The 20,414-nt window shown below is 68.1% G+C and carries 20 protein-coding genes; 11 read left to right on the top strand and 9 right to left on the bottom strand.

From position 1 onward, the window contains the following. Positions 1-7 precede the first annotated feature (7 nt). A complete protein-coding gene (locus FV560_RS03310) occupies positions 8-463 on the bottom strand; it encodes a hypothetical protein (RefSeq protein ID WP_159619210.1) in 456 nt (151 codons plus the stop codon). Between the two features lie 124 nt (positions 464-587). Between FV560_RS03310 and FV560_RS03305 the strand changes: the two genes are divergently transcribed. Genes FV560_RS03305 through FV560_RS03295 form a run of 3 tightly spaced genes read left to right on the top strand, consistent with a single transcriptional unit; the run spans position 588 to position 3,271 of the window. Beyond that, entirely contained in the window at positions 588-1,502 is a 915-nt protein-coding gene (locus tag FV560_RS03305) for a 2-dehydro-3-deoxygalactonokinase (protein ID WP_159619208.1), read from the top strand. Further along, positions 1,502-2,125: a 2-dehydro-3-deoxy-6-phosphogalactonate aldolase gene (locus FV560_RS03300; RefSeq protein ID WP_159619206.1), complete on the top strand. Its 624-nt coding sequence runs from the start codon at positions 1,502-1,504 to the stop codon at positions 2,123-2,125. The genes FV560_RS03305 and FV560_RS03300 overlap by 1 nt, the downstream gene beginning before the upstream one ends. A 36-nt stretch (positions 2,126-2,161) precedes the next feature. Further along, positions 2,162-3,271 carry a fatty acid desaturase family protein gene (locus FV560_RS03295; protein ID WP_200837505.1) on the top strand — a complete coding sequence of 370 codons (1,110 nt, stop codon included), beginning with the start codon at positions 2,162-2,164 and terminating at the stop codon, positions 3,269-3,271. Positions 3,272-3,281: 10 nt separating this feature from the next. Here FV560_RS03295 and FV560_RS03290 read toward each other — a convergent pair whose 3' ends face one another. Both FV560_RS03290 and FV560_RS03285 read right to left on the bottom strand, forming a co-directional pair. Beyond that, positions 3,282-4,670 carry a hypothetical protein gene (locus tag FV560_RS03290; protein WP_159619187.1) on the bottom strand — a complete coding sequence of 463 codons (1,389 nt, stop codon included), beginning with the start codon at positions 4,668-4,670 and terminating at the stop codon, positions 3,282-3,284. Positions 4,671-4,730: 60 nt separating this feature from the next. After that, positions 4,731-5,525, bottom strand: a complete 795-nt coding sequence (locus FV560_RS03285) for a deoxyribonuclease IV (RefSeq protein WP_159619185.1) — start codon at positions 5,523-5,525, stop codon at positions 4,731-4,733. A gap of 126 nt (positions 5,526-5,651) precedes the next feature. Between FV560_RS03285 and FV560_RS03280 the strand changes: the two genes are divergently transcribed. The 3 genes from FV560_RS03280 (at position 5,652) to FV560_RS03270 (ending at position 8,640) form a co-directional block, all read left to right on the top strand. Further along, complete coding sequence (locus FV560_RS03280) at positions 5,652-6,140, top strand: hypothetical protein (RefSeq protein WP_159619183.1); 489 nt, start codon at positions 5,652-5,654, stop codon at positions 6,138-6,140. A 443-nt stretch (positions 6,141-6,583) separates the two neighbouring features. Next, positions 6,584-7,501, top strand: coding sequence for an LLM class F420-dependent oxidoreductase (locus tag FV560_RS03275; protein WP_159619181.1), 918 nt, complete (start codon positions 6,584-6,586; stop codon positions 7,499-7,501). A gap of 110 nt (positions 7,502-7,611) precedes the next feature. Further along, positions 7,612-8,640, top strand: coding sequence for an LLM class F420-dependent oxidoreductase (locus FV560_RS03270; protein ID WP_159619179.1), 1,029 nt, complete (start codon positions 7,612-7,614; stop codon positions 8,638-8,640). Positions 8,641-8,765: 125 nt separating this feature from the next. Here the strand turns inward: FV560_RS03270 and FV560_RS03265 are convergent, their stop codons facing one another. From FV560_RS03265 to FV560_RS03245, 5 genes are all read right to left on the bottom strand, one after another. Further along, positions 8,766-9,875: an adenosine deaminase family protein gene (locus tag FV560_RS03265; RefSeq protein ID WP_159619177.1), complete on the bottom strand. Its 1,110-nt coding sequence runs from the start codon at positions 9,873-9,875 to the stop codon at positions 8,766-8,768. Between the two features lie 47 nt (positions 9,876-9,922). Further along, positions 9,923-11,002 carry an extracellular solute-binding protein gene (locus tag FV560_RS03260; protein ID WP_159619175.1) on the bottom strand — a complete coding sequence of 360 codons (1,080 nt, stop codon included), beginning with the start codon at positions 11,000-11,002 and terminating at the stop codon, positions 9,923-9,925. Between the two features lie 133 nt (positions 11,003-11,135). Beyond that, positions 11,136-12,155 (bottom strand): ABC transporter ATP-binding protein, encoded by a 1,020-nt coding sequence (locus FV560_RS03255; RefSeq protein ID WP_159619173.1) that lies wholly within the window; start codon positions 12,153-12,155, stop codon positions 11,136-11,138. Next, positions 12,152-12,949, bottom strand: a complete 798-nt coding sequence (locus FV560_RS03250; protein WP_159619171.1) for an ABC transporter permease — start codon at positions 12,947-12,949, stop codon at positions 12,152-12,154. Before FV560_RS03250 ends, FV560_RS03255 begins: the two co-directional genes overlap by 4 nt. Continuing rightward, positions 12,946-13,773 (bottom strand): ABC transporter permease, encoded by an 828-nt coding sequence (locus FV560_RS03245; RefSeq protein WP_159619168.1) that lies wholly within the window; start codon positions 13,771-13,773, stop codon positions 12,946-12,948. The genes FV560_RS03250 and FV560_RS03245 overlap by 4 nt, the downstream gene beginning before the upstream one ends. A 198-nt stretch (positions 13,774-13,971) precedes the next feature. Here FV560_RS03245 and FV560_RS03240 point away from each other — a divergent pair, with 198 nt between their 5' ends. The 5 genes from FV560_RS03240 to FV560_RS03220 all read left to right on the top strand — a co-directional run bounded on the left by FV560_RS03240 (position 13,972) and on the right by FV560_RS03220 (position 19,835). After that, entirely contained in the window at positions 13,972-15,006 is a 1,035-nt protein-coding gene (locus FV560_RS03240; RefSeq protein WP_159619166.1) for a LacI family DNA-binding transcriptional regulator, read from the top strand. Between the two features lie 103 nt (positions 15,007-15,109). Beyond that, positions 15,110-16,567 carry an MFS transporter gene (locus FV560_RS03235; protein ID WP_159619164.1) on the top strand — a complete coding sequence of 486 codons (1,458 nt, stop codon included), beginning with the start codon at positions 15,110-15,112 and terminating at the stop codon, positions 16,565-16,567. A 156-nt stretch (positions 16,568-16,723) separates the two neighbouring features. Then, entirely contained in the window at positions 16,724-18,007 is a 1,284-nt protein-coding gene (locus FV560_RS03230) for an ABC transporter substrate-binding protein (RefSeq protein ID WP_159619162.1), read from the top strand. A gap of 6 nt (positions 18,008-18,013) precedes the next feature. After that, the gene (locus tag FV560_RS03225) at positions 18,014-18,970 is read left to right on the top strand and encodes a carbohydrate ABC transporter permease (RefSeq protein ID WP_159619160.1); all 957 of its coding nucleotides are present in this window, start codon (positions 18,014-18,016) and stop codon (positions 18,968-18,970) included. Continuing rightward, complete coding sequence (locus FV560_RS03220; RefSeq protein WP_159619158.1) at positions 18,963-19,835, top strand: carbohydrate ABC transporter permease; 873 nt, start codon at positions 18,963-18,965, stop codon at positions 19,833-19,835. Before FV560_RS03225 ends, FV560_RS03220 begins: the two co-directional genes overlap by 8 nt. Positions 19,836-19,936: 101 nt before the next feature. Here FV560_RS03220 and FV560_RS03215 read toward each other — a convergent pair whose 3' ends face one another. Beyond that, the gene (locus FV560_RS03215) at positions 19,937-20,383 is read right to left on the bottom strand and encodes an AAA family ATPase (protein WP_159619156.1); all 447 of its coding nucleotides are present in this window, start codon (positions 20,381-20,383) and stop codon (positions 19,937-19,939) included. Between the last annotated feature and the right edge of the window lie 31 nt (positions 20,384-20,414).

Genomic DNA, 20,414 nt, shown 5'->3' with positions numbered 1-20,414 from the left:
TCTGGCCTCAGCGAGCGAGCCCCAGAGCACCGATCGCGCCTCCGAGTACCGCCACCACGAGCCCGAAGTACTGCATCGGGATGAAGAACAGGGTGTGATGCCCGCGGAAGCGCCGAACGATCTGCGCATGTTCCTTGTCCAGCATCTCGGCTGCGAGCTGTTCAGCCTCCTCGCGGCTGGCCGGCTGGTACCCGGGCACGGGCTGGAACCGACCGGACGCAACAGTCTGCTCCACCTCCGGGCGTCGTGAGGCGATGTACTTGTCCGCACGGCGGCGCGCGTCCCAGGCCTGGAACCACCGCCCGACGAAGAACAGGATCACGCCCGCGACGGCAAGGCCGAGTCCGATCGGCAGCGGCTCGTACTCCTCTCCGATCAGGAGGCGGAAGAGTCCGCCGAGGCCGACACCAACGAGCAGAACGAAAAGAAGGCCGAGGATTCCCCAGCCACGCCAGATCACCATGAGGAGGAACCTAGCGCCATGGCGGGCTCGACGGCGCCCGCGCGCACGGGGAGAACTCACCATGCTCGTCCCGGTAGCCGGACGAGGTCGACACCCGGCACCCGTTCACGGTTGGGTGGAGAGCGTGGAACCTGCACTGCTCACCGTCGACTGGGGAACGACCTCGGTCCGCCTCACCGCCGTCGCCGTGGACGGCACCGTCCTCGGTTCGACCCACAGCCGCGAGGGCATCCTCACAGTCGGGCAGGAGCCCAGCGCCTACGCCCTCACGCTCGACCGCCTCGCCGGGAGCTGGGCCACGGCCCGCCCGGCCGTGATCGCGTGTGGCATGGTCGGCAGCGCGAAGGGATGGCGCGAGATCCCCTACCTTCCAACCCCGGTGGACCTGCGCGACGGCACGCCCCTGACGGAGGTGGCCGGACCGTGGGGGCCGGTGCACCTGGTGCCCGGAGTATCCACCCACGGTGGCGTGATGCGCGGGGAGGAGACGCAGCTGCTGGGCCTGGTCCTGGCCGGTCACCGTGATGGCGTGGTCGCGCTGCCGGGCACACACACCAAGTGGGCCTCGCTCACCGACGGCAGCCTCACCGGCTTCCACACCGCCATGACCGGTGAACTCTTCGCCCTGCTGACCACGCACGGCACGCTCGCACAGGTTGTCGGTTCCCAGGCTCCCGAGGCGCCGGACTGGCCCGCCTTCGAGGCAGGCGTGCACCACGGTCTGGCCGGGGCGGGCCTCGGTGCCGCGGCCCTGGCCTTCGGGGTCCGCGCTCGCGCTCTGCTGGAGCAGGTGCCGCCGGAGCGGGTACGTGAGGAGCTGTCCGGAGTGCTGATCGGAAGCGAGATAGCGGGAGCGCTGCACTGGCTCGACCACCAGCCGGCGACGGTGTCCGTCGTGGCCTCAGCCGGACTGACTGACCGCTACCGGCGTGCCCTGACCCTGGCCGGGGTGCAGGCCGAACCCGCCCCGGAGGACGTCACCTCCTCCGCGTTGGTGCACCTGGCTCGACGGGCCGGGCTGATCGAAGGAGTTCACTGATGACCGGTCTGATCGCCATCCTGCGCGGACTCGAGCCCACCGAGGCGTCCGAGGTGGGGTCCGTGCTCTACGAGTCGGGCTTGCGCACGCTCGAGGTCCCGTTGAACTCCCCGGAGCCCCTGCGCAGCATCGAGATCTTGCGCTCGTCACTTCCGCAGGATGCGCGCGTGGGTGCCGGCACAGTTCTCACGACGGCGCAGGTCACCTCCGTGAAGGAGGCCGGCGGTCAGCTCGTGGTATCCCCGAACACCAACCCCGAGGTGATCGCCGCGACCGCGGCTGCGGGACTGGCGAGCTATCCAGGGGTGGCGACCGTCTCGGAGGCGTTCACAGCGATCGAGGCTGGCGCCGGCGCGTTGAAGCTGTTCCCGGCCCAGCAGGTGGGCCTTGCGGGGATGAAGGCGTGGCTCGCAGTGCTGCCACCCGTAGACCTCATCCCGGTCGGTGGTGTGGGCGCTGACGAGATGGCCGAGTGGGTGGCCGCGGGAGCGACCGGCTTCGGGATCGGCAGCGCCCTGTTCGCCCCGGGCGTACGCCTGGAGGAGCTGCGCACGCAGGCGGCTGCACTCGTTCAGGCCTGGGATGCCGCCGCTCCCGGAGTGCGCACCGTCCACACCGACTGATCTGCCCAAACGCCGCACCAGGCGTAGCGTGGAGGTATGGCTGACGCACTCGTCGGCCCGCCGATGGCCGACCAGACGAACCACCCCCAGCGGGCCGTTCCGCGGAAGGCGGCATCGACCACCCGCGACTACCGCGCCCTGGCACGCCGTGTGCGCCGAGCTGGCTACTTCCAGCGCCGCTACGGGTACTACTGGACCCGCCTGGTGCTGACCGTGGCTGGCTTCGGCGGCGTCTGGGTGGGCGTGGTCCTGCTGGGCGACACCTGGTGGCAACTCGCTCTTGCGGTGGCGATGGCATTCGTGCTCGCGCAGCTAGCCTTTCTCGGCCACGACAGTGCACACCGGCAGATCTTTCGTTCCTGGTCCTGGAACGAGTGGACATCGCGCGTGCTGGCGAACGGACTGGTCGGGCTGAGCAATGCGTGGTGGACGCTCAAACACGATGCCCACCACAACGCACCGAACCAGGAGACCCGCGACCCGGATATCGAGTCCCGGGTCATCGCGTTCACCCCAGCGGCCGCCTCCTCCCGACGGGGGTTCCGACGCTGGTTCGCCCGCCGCCAGGGGTGGTTCTTCTTCCCGCTGCTCACGCTAGAAGGCCTGAACCTGCATGTCGCGAGCCTGCGGGCCGTACTCGGGCGGCGCCCGGTGGCTCGCCGTGCGGTGGAAGCACCAATCCTGCTCGGACGGCTCGTCGTCTACCTTGCGGCGCTGTTCCTACTCATGCCGCCGGCGCTGGCCGGCACGTTCCTCGCTGTGCAGCTGGCGGCGTTCGGAGTGCTGCTCGGCGGAGCGTTCGCCCCGAACCACAAGGGCATGCCGATCGTGGCCGCGGACAGCCGGATCGACTTCCTGCGCCGGCAGGTGCTGATGTCGCGCAACATCCGCGGAAACCCGGTCGTCGATGTGCTGATGGGCGGCCTGAACCGACAGATCGAGCACCACCTGTTCCCGAGCATGCCGCGGCCGGCGCTGCGTGAGGTGCAGCCGCTCGTGCGCGAGCACTGCGACGACCTCGACATCACGTACACCGAGGTCGGCTTCTTCAGTTCGTATGCCACCGTGATCCGATATCTCAACGACGTCGAGGGATCGACCCGCGAGCCGTTCGCCTGCCCGGTCGCGGCGAGCTTGGGGCGGTGACCCGCGCGCTCTATCGGGTGCTCGTACCCGCCCCCGAGATTCCCTCGTTCGTGGCCCCGGCGCTGTTCGCCCGCCCCGTCCTGGGCACGGGGACCGGCCAGCGTGCGAGCACCAGGTTGCGTGCGGTCCGAGCGGACTCGGCGCGGAACACGTCGACTACCCAACCTGTCACGATCAAAGCGAGACCACCCGTGAGTCCCCCGATGGTCAACCCTTCGACACCCAGGAACGTCTCCGCCCCAGTCGAGCTGGCGTGTCTCGCCGCTACCGAGGTAATGGTGGCCACGGTGCCCAGACCGATCAGCAGCAAGGAGAGCGGGACGAACGTGAGGTGGGTGTGCCGGAGCAGCACCTGCTCGGGCGGACGGGCCGCCACAGGGTCGCCGGCCGCGTTCCGCAGCGCGCGTCGCTCGCGGAGCCGGGCTGAGGAGGCGATGATCGCGCCCACCACCACCAGCACGGCAGCTGCTACGCCGATCACCGCCTCAGCCACGAAGGCGTTGCGCAGGATCGCCTCGACGGGCTCGGAGTAGGTGCGCGCGTCCGCCAGTCGGCTGGGCTTCCGGATCCTCAGGGTGAGCGGGAGGATCGTGAGGAGGATGCCGAGCAGCACCCCGCCGATGCCGGACATCCGCTGACCGATCACGATCGCGTGATTGCGGTCCGAGACCAGGGACGTCCCAGTCCTCGGCGCCACTGTCGCCGCTTCGGCGCCCTCGACGATGTGGTCGTATCGCTCCTGCGGCCAGGACCGGCGCACCATCATCGCGACCCGTTCGATCCCGGGCCGCACCACCGACCGCATCCACCAGATCGCAAGCAACGCCAGTCCTGCGGTCACCAGTGCCACGATCAGCCCGTAGACGGCGTAGATGGTGAAGTCCACCACGACGAAGCCGAGCATGATCGGTGCGAGCACGGCACCCATCGCTACCAGCAGATAGCACACCTGTTCCAGCCGGTGGCCGGCCTTCGACTCCTCGTGCAGCACCGACCATTGGGACGGTGCCGGCACCAGGTACGGATCGGCTCTCTGCTCGCTCACCCGGGCCAATGCCCGGACCGTGCCGTGAGGTACCGCGACGTTCGTGAACAGATGCAGTACGGCGGCGAGAAGTCCTCCGGCGCCGCAACCGGCGAACACGGCCAGCAGCCACGTGTTGAGGTCGTTCTGCAGGCTCGGCCCGACGAGGTCCGCCTCCTCCGCGGCAATACCTACGACGATGACGAGCGCGGCCAGCACGGCGCAGGCCACGGCGATCGCGCCCGCACCGCGTTGGAAGACGGAGGCTGCTCGCGCGAGCGGACTCACCTGATACTCGTGCCAGACCGGTTCGGCCGGCCGGTTCGCTGCCATGTCTGCCCGGGCTCCCTCGACGCGCCGCACGTTTCCTGCCATCCGCTGTTCCAGGGTAGGAACGGACGCAAGCCACCATGTGCGTCGGCGACCGGCGGGCAGTCAGCCGAGGCGTTCTCGCAACCAATCCAGGTCGGCCGCGTGCTCGACCGCTCCACCCGGGGTCTCCACCACGACCGGTGCTCCGGCCTGGCGGACGAGTTCGACGAGATCGTCAGTGGGCAGTGACCCCTGACCGAGGTTGGCGTGCCGGTCGGCCCCGGAGTCGAAGGCGTCCCGGCTGTCGTTGGCGTGCACCAGATCGATCCGACCGGTGACTGCCGTGACCCGGTCGACGAGCCCGGCGAGTTCTTCCCCGCCTGCGTACGCATGGCAGGTGTCCAGGCAGAATCCCACCCGGTCGCCGCCGTCGGCCTCCATCACCGAAGCCCACAGGCGCTCCAACTTCTCCACCCCACGAGCCATCGCCTTGTTCCCACCGGCGGTGTTCTCGATGAAGATCGGCACCTCGGCGTCCAGCTGGTCGATGCACTTGCGCCAGTTGTCGAAGCCGACCGCCTCATCATCGGAAGCGAGCACGTGCCCACCGTGCACCACCACCCCGATGGCACCGATCTCGGCCGCAAGACTCACCTGCTTCTGCAGCATCTTCCGGCTCGGGATACGGATCCGGTTGTTCGTGGTGGCCACGTTGATCACATACGGCGCGTGCACCACCAGCGTGATCCCGGCATCCTCGGCAGCCTGTTTCAGCGCGGCCGGACCGTCCGGGTAACCGACGGCGTGCCCCTTCCAGGCTTGTGGGTCCCCGATGAAGATCTGCGCCAGCTGCGCCCCCCGCGCCTGCGCCTCACCGATCGGGTCCGCCTGGTCCACATGAGCTCCGAGAACTGCCATGCGCACGAGACTAACGTCAGGCTCCGACACCTCACCCGCCCGGCATCAGGATGGATCGGGCATCGGCCCGCTGACCCGCCCGCTAGTCTCAGTGCGTCCCATCGACTCAGGAGGATCCCCTTGTCCATGCCCGGCCAGGCCCGCGACGTCAGCCTGAACGTCACCCGCAGTACCGGCGTCACCGTGTTCCAGACGAAGCCTGCCCGGCTGGTCTGGACGGCCGACGACCAGATCCAGGTGATCGACCGCTCACCTCTGGGCGACCAGGAGCTGGTGTTCGACGCGCGACCGGAGGAGATCACCAAGGCGAGCTACATGGGCAACGCCGGGAACGCCCAGTGCTACCTGACACTGCGAACCGCCAGCGCGAAGGTGAAGGTGGACCTCGGCGGCGCTCACCCCACTCCGCACCAGGGCGAGTCGGTGGAACAGTACAACCAGCGCGTGGCTGCGGAAGGAATCCCGCCGCACCGCTGGTGGACCGACCGGCTCGCCACCTACGGGGTGAACACGAAACTGTGGGGCTTCGGCAAGATCTTCCTGATCACGCTGGCCATCACCGTCGGCGCAGTTGTCGCCATAGCCGTCATCGCCGGATTGTCCGGGGCGTTCTGATCGCGAGCACGACGAAGCCCGCGGGTTCTCGGCTGCTGCCAAGTGCCACCTGGACGAATGGTGGCCCCCGCGGGCTTCCGGTGACTGCCGTGGTCTCGCTAGTGCGCACGCACTGACGAGACGGCGGTCCGTCCGTGTCATTGACGGGCGACTAGCGGACAGTCACCTCACGCGTCCGAAGAAAATTCACTTCTCGGATCACCTCCTTTCCCGTGTGCGCACCACCGTAGATCCCGACGGCGGAACGCGCCAGGGGTTCTTTCAGCGGGTGGGCGCCGGGGCCGGTAGGTGCCACTCGCCGTCGCCACTGGCCACCGGGATCGACAGCCACTGGCACCCACATAACCAGCCCAGCCAGTTGGTGCCAGCCGCCGTCGGTATCAGCGTCCGGTGGCGACGACGGTCGGCACCTACCGCGGGCGGGGCGTGGCAGGCTGGGGGCCATGCAGCTGCGCATCTTCACCGAACCCCAGCAAGGCGCCACCTACGACGACCAGCTCGCGGTCGCGAAAGCCACCGAGGACCTCGGCTTCGACGCGTTCTTCCGCTCCGACCACTACCTGGCGATGGGCACGGACGGGCTGCCCGGCCCCACGGACTCCTGGGTGACGCTCGCCGGCCTGGCCCGGGAGACGTCCCGGATCCGGCTCGGCACCCTGGTCTCCTCAGCGACATTCCGCCTCCCAGGGATGCTGGCCATCCAGGTGGCACAGGTGGATGCGATGTCTGGCGGGCGGGTGGAACTTGGCCTGGGCACCGGTTGGTACGCCGAGGAGCACGCGGCCTACGGCATCCCGTTCCCCGAGAAGAGGTTCGGGATCCTCGAGGAGCAACTGGCCGTCGTCACCGGGTTGTGGAGCACCCCCACCGGCGAGACGTTCTCCTACTCGGGCGAGCACTACCAGCTCACCGACTCCCCTGCGCTGCCCAAGCCCGTGCAATCCCCGGTACCGATCGTGATCGGCGGTCAGGGCAAGAAGCGCACCCCCGCGCTCGCTGCCAGGTACGCGAGCGACTTCAACCTGGGCTTCGCGCCGCTCGACCAGATCGCCGCCGGCTTCGATCGGGTGCGTCAGGCGTGCGGGGCGGTGGAGCGCGACCCCGCCGAGATCACCTACTCGGCCGCGCTGGTGGCGTGCGTGGGCGCAGACGAGGCGGAGTTCCAGCGGCGTGCGGCAGCGATCGGCCGGGAACCGGCTGAGCTGCGTGAGCACGGGGTGGCAGGAACTGTCGCCGAGGTCTCCGATCGGCTGGCCTGGCTCGCGGAACAGGGTGTGCAGCGCACCTACCTGCAGATCCTCGACCTCTCAGATCTGGATCACCTGGACCTGATCGCCCGTGAGGTGGCGCCGCAGCTCTGATCCGTCTGAATCCACTTATCCTGTCTGTACCCCGGCATCGTGGTGGTTCGCGCAGGAAAAGTGGATTCGGATGCCACGCGTTCTCATTGTGCCGGTGCGAGGATGAGCCAATGAGGTTCGGATTCCACACGGGCTATTGGTCGGCCGGCCCCCCGGCAGGTGCTGCCGAGGCGGTGCGAGCCGCCGACGAGCTCGGCCTGGACTCGGTCTGGACAGCCGAGTCGTACGGATCGGACGCCTTCACCCCACTGGCCTGGTGGGGGTCGCAGACCACCCAGGTACGTCTGGGCACCGGGATCGCGCAACTGTCCGCCCGCACCCCCACGGCCACCGCGATGGCCGCGCTCACCCTGGACCACCTCTCCGGTGGGCGCTTCATCCTCGGCCTGGGCGCCTCCGGCCCGCAGGTGGTGGAGGGCTGGTACGGCCAGCCCTACCCGCGGCCACTGGAACGCACCCGCGAGTACGTGGACATCGTGCGCCAGGTGTTCGCTCGGGAAGCCCCCGTCACCTTCTCCGGTCGGCACTTCACCCTCCCCCACGACGGTGGAGCTCACCTCGGCAAAGCCCTGCGCCCCACGGTGCATCCGTTGCGAGCGGACCTGCCCATCCACCTCGCCGCCCAGGGTCCGAAGAACACCGCGTTGGCGGCCGAGATCGCCGATGGATGGCTGCCGGCGTTCGTCTCCCCCGCCCTCGACGCCGAGTACCGGGAGAACCTCGAGACCGGGTTCGCGCGCAGGGACGGCGCCCGCTCACCCCGGGACGAGTTCGAGGTCAGCGCTGCGGTGCCGGCAGTGATCGCTGAAGACTTGGAGAGCGCCGCCGATCAGGTCCGCCCGCACCTGGCCCTGTACATCGGCGGGATGGGCTCGGCGAGCACCAACTTCCATCGCGAGGCGATCGCCCGGATCGGCTACGTCGACGTGTGCGAGGAGGTGACCGCGAAGTACACCTCCGGTGACAAGGCCGGTGCGGCGGCAGCCATCCCCACAGACCTGGTGACAGACGTGGCCCTGGTGGGGACGCCGTCGGACATCACCACCCAGCTCGCACGCTGGGAGGCGAGCTGCGTGACCACCCTCATCCTGCAGACCGACCCGCGGATGCTTGCCCCACTGGTGCAAGCCCTCGGCTGACCAACCCACCTCCCCCAGAAATCCAACGTCGATTTGGCTGCTCTCAAGCAGCCAAATCGACGTTGGATTTCGTCCGGGGTGGTCCCAGCGGCGACTCGACCAGCCAGATCGACGAGCAATTCTGGTCAGCGCGGCAGGAGGGACGCGACCGTCTCGTCGAACTGGGCGCACACCCAGGCCTTCTGCTCCGCCGGCAACCAGGACGCTTCGAAGCTCGCACGCGCCATCTGAATCAGGCGCTCGTCGCTGACGCCCACGTCGCGGGAGAGGATCTCGTACTCGTTGAGGACACTGGTGGGGAACATTCCCGGGTCGTCCGAGCACGGGTAGACGTTCATCCCCGCCTCCACCATCTCGGCGATCGAGGCCTTGCGCCACGGCCGCCAGGACCGGCGTGAGGTGGTCGAGGCGACCGAGAACGGCACCTGCTCGTCCACCATCCGCGCCACCACCGCATCGTCCTCGAGCACGAAATACCCGTGGTCGAGCCGGTCGCACCCCAGCACATCGAGGCAGGTCACCGCATTCGTGGCCGCCGGGACGTGCTCGGAGGTATGCGCGGTGCGCTTCAGACCCGCCTCACCGGCAAGCCGGTAGGCGTCGGCGAACCGCTCCGGCGGCCCGGCGGTCTCCAGGTTGTCCAGTCCGATGCCGGCGACGTACTCGTGCGGGTGGTCGACGACGGTACGCACCCAGGCGAGTGCCTCCTCGCCGGTGCCGCTGCGGTCGATCGCCGCCAGCAGCCGCCCGGTCATGCCGAGGTCCCGTTCGGCCATCCGGATGCCCTCGGCGTGCGCCTCCACCCACCCGGCATAACCGAGGTGGCGCAGGTGCTCAGGAATCATGTCGAAGGACACCTCGAGGTGCCAGGTGCCCGACTCGTGAGCCGCCTCGAACGCCTCGTAGGTGATGCGGGTGAGATCGTCAGCATCCCGCAACACCTGCCGCACCCATCCGGATGCCTGGAACAGCGAGTAGGAGCGCTCCGGCTCATCCTCACTACGCCCCTGCGGCATCGGGATCCGGGTGTTCCGGTACAACTCCGGGTCCGGCGGATGGGAATTGATCGAGGCGAAGATCCGCTCCGGATCCTCCGGCAGTGCCAGCCCCTCCCGCCGGGCGAGATCACCGAAGGTGCTCGCTCGGACGGTACCGAGCAGGTGGCAGTGCAGGTCGGCCTTGGGAAGCCGGGTCAGGTCAAGGGCAGCCCCGGCGGACGGTGCCGGCGCCTGCATGCTCGACACCTCCGCCGTCGGATGCTCTGTGATCGACGGTTCGGTCATCAGCCGCCCACGACCTCGCGTGCGAAGCGGTCCACCCACTCGTTGCGGTTGTCGACGGTCTCGGCCGGGGCGAGGGTCGCGTAGCCCGCTGCGGTCGGGTCCTGAGCGATGTCCCCGACGACGGCGGTCAGCTCCGCGGGGATCTCCACCTCCAGGTTCACCGGCAGGTCGCCGACGATCTCGGCCGAGGACTGCTGCGCTTCGATCGACAGAAGGTAGTCGATGAACGCGAACGCACCCTCGGCATTCGGGGCACCGGCCGGCACGACGGCGCGGTTGGTGGCCATGTACCTGCCCTCGGCCGGCGGGACCCAGCCGATCGGCTCACCGGAGGCGATCAGGTTGGTGGCGAACCCGTTCAGGGCCACTCCGCCGATGATCTCGCCCTGGGTGAGCAGGTTCGTGAACTCCGTGGTGGAGCTGTAGAACTGCAGCACGTTCGGCGCCCAGCCGGCCATCGTCTCGAAGGCGGTGTCGACGTCGTAGGGGCCGGATCCGTAGGTGTCTGCGACCCCGGAGACGGTGAGCTGGCCGGCGGTCACGGCGATGTCCGGCAGGGCGACCTGCCCGGCGAAGGCTGAGTCGGCGTAGAGCTCCCAGTCGGCCGCCTGCTCCTCGCTCAGCTCGTCAGTGTTGTAGAGCATCCCGTTCAGCTGGTAGCTGTATGCGGGGCCCGAGTATGCCTCGTCGACTGCGAAGTCGGCGATGTCGGCAAGTGTCGGCACGTCCTCCTGGGTGACCGGCTGGAGAAGTCCGTCCTGCTCAGCGATGGCGACGTAGGTGTCGGACATGAGCATCACGTCGATGCCGGTGTCCTCACCCTCGAGCTGCAGCCGGGAGAGCCGGTCGGCATTGGATCCGGTGTCGAGCTCGACCTCGATGCCGGTCTCGGCGGTGAACGGGTCCACGACGGCCTCGGTGAACTCCTCCACGCCGAACGGGAAGGTGCTCACCACGATGGTGTCGGTGGAGCCACCATCGGAAGCTCCGTCGTCGTCGGAGGAAGAGCAGCCGGCGGCCACCAGGGAGGTGGCCGCAACGGCGGCGAGGGCGCTGACATACCGGCGGGAGGGGAACATCGCACGGTCCTTTCGAAGGGGACGGGGATCGGTCTGGATAGGTGAGGAGGGACGGATCTGGATAGGTGAGGAGGGATGAGTCTGGATGGGTGAGGAGGGATCGGCGCCGATCGGTGAAAGGAGATCGGGACGGTCAGGCGGGCAGGGTCACGAGGTGGCCTGGCGATGCCGTGATCGCCACCTCATCCCCGATCCGCAGGTCGGGTGCTGTGCTGGCGCGCAGATCGGCGACGAGCCGGATCGGGTCCGGGCTCGAGCTCCCTGGGGCGTCGGCGGCGAGGGTGACCAGCACATCGACCCCGCGGTAGGCCAGGTCGGTGACGCGCCCGTCCAGCGAGAGGCCGTCGGAGGTCGCCGCGGGCGATTGGCGGGCGTTCACGTGCAGGTGCTCGGGCCGTACCGTCACCTGTGCGTCGGCAGTGGGGACGAAGTTCTCGTACCCGAGGAACTCGGCCACGAACCTGTTCGCCGGAGCCGGGAAGACGTCCTGCGGGGAGCCCTGCTGCTGGATCCGGCCGTCCTTCATGACCACCATCTGGTCGCTCATCTCGAGCGCTTCGTCCTGGTCGTGGGTGACGAGCACGACACTCAACCCGGTCTCGGACTGGATGCGGCGGATCTCGGCGCGCATCTGCAGTCGCAACCGTGCATCGAGGTTGGACAGCGGCTCGTCCAGGAGCAGCAGGTCCGGTTCGATCGCGACGGCGCGGGCGATCGCCACCCGTTGCTGCTGCCCTCCGGAGAGCTGCTTCGGGCGGCTGCCGGCCAGGTGCGCCAGGCCCACCATCTCCAGCGCCTCGGTGACCCGCTTCGCCCGCTCGGAGCCGGAGACACGCCGCAACTTGAGCCCGTAGCCGACGTTGTCCGCGACGCTCATGTGCGGGAACAGCGCATAGGACTGGAAGACCATGCCGAGGTTGCGCTTCTCCGGCGGGGCGGTGGTGAAGTCCTCACCGCGGATGAGGATCCGGCCACCGGTGGGGCGCAGATATCCGGCGAGCATCCGCAGGCTCGTGGTCTTGCCGCAACCGCTGGGCCCGAGCAGCGTGGTGAGCTTGCCCTCGGGAATCGTCAGGTCGATCGCGTCCACGGCGGTGAAGTCGCCGAACACCTGGGAGACGGCCTGGAACTGAGCAGCACTCGTCACACTCATCGGTTGATACCTCCGAAAATCTTGGCGAACCCCACAGTGCGCTCAGCCACCACGGCCACGAGCACGGTGCCGGCGAGGATGAGCACCGAGGTCGAGGCGACGATCGGGTCGTAGTTCTGCTGGACGTAGTCGAGCATCGTGACCGGCAGAGTGCGGAACTCGCGGCTCTGCAGCAGCAACGACAGCGGCACGTTGTTGAACGAGGTCACGAACGCCAGCAGCGCCGCGGAGAAGATCCCGGGGCGCAGCAACGGCAGCGTGATGGTGAAGAAGGTCCGCATGGGCGAGGCACCCAGGCCACGGGCGGCGTCTTCCACGGCCGGGTCGATCAGCGCCAGGGAGGCGCCGGTCACCCGTACCGCGTAGGGGAACATCAGCACCGTGTGCCCGATGGCCAGCGTGGTGAGGTTGTTCATCCCCAGGCCGATCATGAACTGCTGGTACAGCGCCAGGCCCACCACCAGCTCCGGGACGATCAGCGGGGAGAGGAACATCCCCTCCAACAGCCCCTTGCCGGGGATCTTCCCGCGATGGATGGCCAGCGCCACCGGAACGCCCAGCGCGAGCGAAGCGACCGCAGCGAAGACGGCCAGCTGCAGGCTGGAGGCGAGCGCCGACATGAACGGCTGGTAGGTGACCGCGGCCTCGAACCACCGCAGGGAGAACCCGTCCGGAGGGAAGCGCACGGTGGAACCGGCGGTGAAGGCGGTGATCACCACGAAGAAGAGCGGCGCGATCATCACGATGTAGCCGAGCACGGCGAGCGAGGCGGCCACGGGGCGGCGGGTGTTCATGAGGCCCTCGCCCTCCGTCCCATCACCGAGGAGAGTGCGGCCACCCCGAACACCAGGACGGTCATGATCATCGCCGTCGCGCTGGCGGCCGCCCAGTCGATCGTGGAGCTGGAGTACTGGAACAGCTGGGTGGAGAGCATCCGCTGCCGCGAGCCGCCGAGCAGGTACGGCGTGGTGTAGGCGGTGATCGAGCCGGCGAAGACGAGGGTCGCGGCCACCACCACACCCGGCCAGGAGAGCGGCACCACGATGGTCCAGAACGTGCGCGCCCGGCCGGCTCCGAGCCCGCGGGCCGCCTCGTCCAGATTGGCATCCACCTGGGCAAGCGCCGAGTAGCACGAGACCACCGCGAGCGGCAGGAAGAGCTGCACCAGACCGAGCACGATCGCCAGCGGCGTGTACAACAGCTGCGGCGCCTCGTCCACGATCCCCAGTGCCACGAGCGTCTGCCCGACGGCGCCTTGGGAACCGAGCACCACGAGCCATCCGAAGGTGCGCACCACGTTCGACAGCAGCAGCGGGAAGATCGCCACCGCAAGCAGCACGCCGGCCCAACGCGACTGCGAGCGCGCCAGCAGGTACGCGATCGGGAACCCGAGCACCACACAGGTGACGGTCACGATCAGACCGAGGCCAAGTGTCCGCCCGATGATCGTCAGGTCATAGGGATCGGCCAGCATCTGCCCCAGCCGGGCCAGCACCTCGCCGGTGGTGGTGTCCGGCGGCGCCAGCAGCATGATCAGCGCCGGCACCAGGAATCCGGCGAGCAGCAGCACGAGCCCGGGCAGCAGGAGCAGCATGAGGCTGCGTCGGTGTCCGCGCATACCTACCTCGCCTGGTTCGTGGTCGTGACTGGCCGGTGGAGTGGTTCGCGGCGATCCTGCCGCAACCGCTCCCACAACCGGTTCCATTCGCTAGAGTATGGAACCAGATGCTCTCGGGGTGCGTCCAGTCCTGAATCCGGCGTGAGCCACCACCTGGGGCTTGATGCCGCTCGATACCGCTCGATGCCAGGAGGTTGGGTGCCCACACTGCTCGACGTCGCCGCACATGCCGGCGTCTCGAAGTCGACGGCTTCGCGCGCGCTCAGCCACCCGCAGCTCGTCGCCCCACGCACCGTCGAGCGCGTCCTCGCCTCCGCGGTGGAGCTCGGTTTCGTCCCCAACCGGGCGGCTCGCGAGCTCGCCCGTGGCCGCACCGGTGTGATCGCACTCGTCGTCCCCACCCTCACGAACTCGTTCTTCACCCCGATCATCGGCGGGGCACAAGAACGGGGGGCGCGGGACGGCCTGCAGATCACCGTCGCCGTCAACGAACTCGCTGACGGTGAAGATCTCCTGCGCTACCAGCGGCTGGCTCAGCAGGTCGACGGCGCCGTGGTGGTGGCGCCGCGGTGCACCGACGAGACGCTCCGCACCGCCGTCTCCATCCGGCCGACCGTGCTCGTGGATCGCGAACTCACGGGAACGGCGTCGGTCGTGGCAGACACCGCCGGCGCCTTCGTCGAGCTGCTGTCGGCGCTCGCCGACGCCGGGCACCGCCGGATCGCATTCCTCGGCGGCCCGGACCGTTCCTGGCAGAGCGGTCAGCGCACCCACGCCCTCCGGGAGGCGGCGACAGCCCGGAGTGTGGACCTCGCCGTCCTGGGCCCGTACCCGCCGACCTTCGACGCGGGCGTGGCCAGCGTGGAGGAGATCCTCGGCACCGGTGCGACGGTGGCCCTCCCCTACGCCAGCGACCTCGGCCTGGGCGCTCTGTTCGGTCTCCAGCAGCACCAGCGTGCTTCCTGGTCCGCACGTCCGCACCCGGACGAGTCCGGTGTCGTGGTGGTCGGCCGCCCGCAGGCGCCGATGGTCGACGTGGACGGAGTCGAGCTCGGCCGGAGGGCCATGCACCATCTGGTCGGCCAACTCACGACACCCCTGGTCCGGCCCGCGCTCGCGTCCCTGCCAGGTGACGGTCATGCCCTCGCCGGGGCATCCGGCGACACACCGGAGCACGTGCCCGAGCATGTCGCCGAACGTCTCCCCGTGCCCGTCACCTGGCCACCGGTCTGAGGATCGCGATTCTGAGGGCCGCGATCTCGATCACCAGGTGAGACGGCCGGTCGATCTGCCGCACCCACGCGCCGATGTCGGTGGCGCCTGGAAGGATGCGGGCATGTCCACGGATGCGAGCCACACCGGAGAAGGGCACGCCCTCACCCGGTCCGAGCGTCTTGATCGCCTGCCCTTCACCCGAGCGCACACCAAACTGCTCGGTGGCTCCGGGATCGGATGGGCCCTCGACGCGATGGATGTCGGACTGATCTCCTTCATCCTCGCCGCCTTGGCGCAGGAGTGGGGGCTCAGCGGAGGTGAACGGGGCTGGCTTGCCTCGATCGGCTTCGTCGGGATGGCGCTCGGGGCAAGCCTGGGTGGTCTACTCGCCGACCGGATCGGCCGCCGTCAGGTGTTCGCCCTGACCTTGCTGGTCTACGGCCTCGCCACCGGTGCCTCGGCTGCGGCCGGGGGCCTGGCGGCCCTCATGGTGCTGCGGTTCATCGTCGGCCTCGGGCTTGGTGCCGAGCTGCCGGTCGCCTCGACCCTGGTGAGCGAGTTCGCCCCGAAGAAGATCCGCGGCCGGATCGTGGTGATCCTCGAAGCGTTCTGGGCGCTCGGGTGGATCATGGCCGCACTCGTCGGCTACTTCGTCGTCCCGCTGGAGAACGGGTGGCGGTGGGCGTTCCTCATCGGCATGGCGCCGGCCGCGTACGCCCTGTTCGTGCGTCTCCGGCTGCCCGAGTCGGTGCGCTTCCTCGAGCGCACGGGTCGGTATGCCGAGGCGGAGGCGGCCGTGCGCCGGTACGAGGCCTCGGCAGGTATCCCGGCGCCCCTTCCCGAGCGGGTCTACCGCGAGGATCCCGACGGCGCAGCCTCCCCGCGCGCAGACGCACCTCCTGGTGAGGGGTCGGGTACCGAACGTGGCGGCCCGGCCGGCAACCGGGCCGAGAGCCCGCGCGGGCGCCCGGGTGCGCCCCGCGCCCGCTGGAGCGGTCTGTGGCAGGCGAGGCTCCGCCGTCGGACCGCGGGCCTGTGGATCGTGTGGTTCGGCGTGAACTTCGCCTACTACGGGGCCTTCATCTGGCTACCCTCACTGCTGGTGGAGCAGGGCTTCGACTTGGTACGCAGCTTCGGCTACACGCTGATCATCACCCTCGCCCAGCTCCCGGGCTACGCCGCTGCCGCCTATCTGATCGAGAAGTGGGGCCGGCGCACCACGCTGATCACCTTCCTGGCCGGCTCGGCAGTCTCGGCGCTGCTGTTCGGGCAGGCTGAGTCGGTGGCCACGATCCTGGCCGCCGGGATGGCTCTCTCAGCCTTCAACCTCGGGGCCTGGGGAGCGCTGTACGCGATCACGCCCGAGCTGTATCCGACGGCGTTGCGCGGCACCGGCGCGGGCAGTGCGGCAGCGTTCGGCCGGATCGCCTCCATCCTGGCTCCGCTCGCGGTCGGCTACCTCCACGTGGCGGGCGGGCTGGGTGTCACGTTCGCCGTGATCGGTGCCGCATTCGTCGTGGCATGCGCGGGCGCGGTGCTGCTGCCCGACCGCACCGGGATGGCCCTCGAGGACGAGTGAGGATCCCCGACGGCGGAATGCTGCGGGTGACAAAGGTTGCAGTTCCGCAGGCACGACAATAGTTGGCAACTTGCCGCGCACCTGATGCGGGTCGCGGTTATCGTCAAAGCGTATGCCGATGGGCATACCGCTTTCGACGATGAAAGGACTCAGGCGATGCGACCCAACCGGCGTCAATTCATGGCCATGGCCTCGCTCGGCGCAGTCGGTGCGACCGTTGCAGGATGCTCCCGCGGAGGCGGTTCGAGCGACTCCGACGACGGCTCCTCCCTCCAGTTCACCTGGTGGGGCAACGAGGTCCGGAACGGGAACACTCAGGACGCGCTCGATGCGTACATGGAGGAGAACCCGGACGTCTCGATCGAGGCTCAACCGGGTGAGTGGGCGAGCTACTGGGACCGATTGGCCACCCAGACGGCGGGCAGCAACGCCCCGGACGTGATCCAGATGGATATGGCCTTCATCAGCGAGTACGGCCAGCGCGGAGCTCTGCTGGACCTGTCCGAGTACGGTGCGGACACCTCACAGTTCACCGAGGGCACGGCGGACGCCGGTGTCATCGACGGTGCGCTGTACGGAATCAACGCAGGCGTGAACACGCCGACCGTCCTGGTCAACCCGCAGATCTTCGACGACCTCGGGATCGACATCCCCGACGACACGACCTGGACGTGGGACGACTGGCGCGACCTCGCCGCTGAGATCTCCAGCTCCAGTGACGTGATCGGCACCTCCGGGATCGTGCAGGTGGACGCCATGTTCAGCGCGTGGCTGCGCCAGCAGGACAAGGAACTGTTCGTCGAAGGCAACCAGGTCGGCTTCGAGGTCGATGACGTGCGCGCCTGGTTCGAGATGGGGCAGGACTGGCTCGATGCCGGCGCCACCCCGGGGCCGTCGCAGATGACCGAGGACGTCTCCAAGCCGCTGGACCAGCAGGACTACGTCGTCGGGAACACCGCGATGGCCATGGTGTGGTCCAACCAGCTCCAGGCTGTGGAGACCTCCGGAGGGAACGAGCGCCGTATCCTGCGTTTCCCGAGCCTGAGCGGCGATGCCACCGACCGCCGTGCCTGGTACAAGGCTTCGATGTTGTGGTCGGCGTCCGCCACCACTGAGGACCCGGAGGGTGCTGTCGCGCTGATCAACTGGTGGATGAACTCCCAGACGGCGGCCGAGATCGAGCTGGCGGAGCGCGGCGTGCCGCCGAACGCCGAGATCTCCGCGGCAATCCGTGACCAGCTCTCCGACCCGCAGCAGCGGGTGTCGCAGTTCATCGAGGACATCGTGCCCGAGCTGGCGGCCACGCCGATCGCGCCTCCCCCCGGCGGTGGCCAGGTGGGGACCCTGCTCCAGCGATACGGCTTCGACATGCTCTTCGGAGACACCAGTTCCGCCGACGCCGCGCAGGGGTTCTACGACGAGCTGACTGCGGGTCTGTAGCCGTCCATGAGTGCACTGTCTGAGTTGTCGCATCTGAAGCATCGGGGGCCGGTGACCCCGGAGCAGCGGGCTGCGCGGCGTAAGGAGGCCTCGCATGACAACAAGGCGGGGTATCTGTTCTTGTTGCCGTGGTTGGTCGGGTTGTTCGTGTTCACGTTGGGCCCGATCCTGGCGTCGTTGTATCTGTCGTTGACCGATTATTCGTTGATCCAGGCTCCGAACTTTTTGGGGTTGGACAACTACGAGCGGATGCTCACTGATGACCGGTTGCATCAGTCGTTGAAGGTGACGCTGATCTATGTCGGTGTGGGTGTGCCGTTGCAGCTGGCGTTGGCGTTGGGTGTGGCGGTGCTGTTGAACAAGGGCATGCGCGGGTTGGCGTTCTACCGGTCGGTGTTCTACCTGCCCTCGATGCTGGGGTCCTCGGTCGCGATCGCGTTGCTGTGGCGCCAGATCTTCGGCACCACCGGGTTGGTGAACCAGGTGCTGCAGTTGCTGGGCCTGGATGCGACCACGGGGTATGTCTCGGACCCGGACTATGCGTTGTGGACGCTGATCTTGTTGAACGTGTGGACGTTCGGTTCACCGATGGTGATCTTCCTGGCCGGGCTACGTCAGATCCCGACGATGTACTACGAGGCCGCCGCCCTGGATGGGGCGAGCCGGATCTCGCAGTTCGCCCGGATCACGATGCCGCTACTGTCGCCGATCATCTTCTTCAACCTGGTGCTGCAGATCATCAACGCCTTCCAGGCCTTCACCCAGGCGTTCGTGGTCTCCAACGGCACCGGTGGCCCCTCGGACTCGACGTTGTTCTACACGCTGTACCTGTACGAGCAGGGATTCACCCGCTTCGACATGGGGTACGCCTCGGCGATGGCATGGCTACTGCTGGCCATCATCGCCACCTTCACTGCGGTGAACTTCCTGCTGGCCAAGTTCTGGGTGTTCTACGATGACTGAGACGATCGCGGGCGAGATCGACGCCCCCCGCACCCCCGCCGACCACCTGCGCAGCCTGGTCAAACACGCTGTGCTGATCGCGGTCAGCCTGCTGATGATCTACCCACTGCTGTGGATGATCGTTTCCTCGCTACGCCCCACCGAGGTCATCTTCCGCGCCCCGGGCCTGTGGTTGAACCAGCTGTATGTCGACAACTACGCTGAGGGCTGGTTCGCCCTGTCCCAGGCCTTCGACTGGTATCTGGTCAACTCCGCGATCGTGGTCTCGGGGGCGATCATCGGGAACCTGATCTCCTGCTCCCTGGCCGCCTACGCCTTCGCGAGGCTGAAGTTCCGGGGCCGGGGGCTGTGGTTCGCGATCATGCTGATGACGATCATGATCCCGATCCACGTGATCGTGGTCCCGCAGTACATCCTGTTCAACGCCTTCGACATGGTGAACACCTTCCTGCCGCTGGTGCTGCCCAAGTTCGTCGCCACCGACGCGTTCTTCGTGTTCCTCATGGTGCAATTCATCCGCGGCATCCCCCGGGAGCTGGACGAGGCCGCCACCATCGACGGTGCCGGTCACCTGCGCATCTTCGGTCAGGTCCTCATCCCGCTGATGATCCCCGCCCTGGCGACCACCGCGATCTTCACCTTCATCTGGACCTGGTCAGACTTCTTCACCCCCCTGATCTACCTCACCTCACCAGACATGTACACCGTCCCAGTAGCCCTACGCTCCTTCCTCGACGCAACCTCCGGCTCCAACTGGGGCGCCATGTTCGCCATGTCCATCGTCTCCCTCATCCCCATGTTCCTCGCCTTCCTCTTCGGACAGAAGTTCCTCGTCAAAGGAATCGCCACCACCGGAGGCAAATAGGCACGGCACGCATCCACGTGTGAGGGTGGCGTGAGTGTCGTCGATCGCGCGATCGGCGACACTCACGCCACCTTCGTGCTCATGGAGTCCGGTCGGACAAGTCACGGGATCGCTCTCAGCGTCTCGATCTCATCGGCGAGGTCAGAGACTGGACGTCGGCCGTCCAGCTCCCGGTCTGCACCGTGACGCAGCAGCGGCTCCACCTCGACGACGTAGCGTCGGATCTCCTGCTGTTGCGCCTCGGTCTTCCCGTAAGGGTTCCTCGTGCGCGTGCGGACGCGCTCGAGCAGCACGTCGACTGGTGCACTGAGCAGGACGACCGCGTGGAATCGGTCGTAGAACCTGCCCTGGTTCTCCACGGTGCCGGCGATCACAATGTCCTCGTGGCGGTCCAGCAGCTCGGCCATCCGCTGTTCGTCCCAGCGCCCGACGGCGGACTCCCACCCGTCCACGTCGGTTTCCACCGTGCGATGCCCGCGCCGCGCCAGTTCCTCCAGCAGTGTCGTCTTGCCTGCCCCGGACATACCAGTGATCAGGATGCGCGGCATGGCCTCACGATAGCCGCGCGACGCACCGCGT

The organism is Ruania rhizosphaerae (genome assembly GCF_009805705.1).
In the GTDB taxonomy this organism is placed as follows: domain Bacteria; phylum Actinomycetota; class Actinomycetes; order Actinomycetales; family Beutenbergiaceae; genus Ruania; species Ruania rhizosphaerae.
Note: the sequence above shows the minus strand (reverse complement) of the source record. Positions and strands in the feature narration are given on the sequence as shown.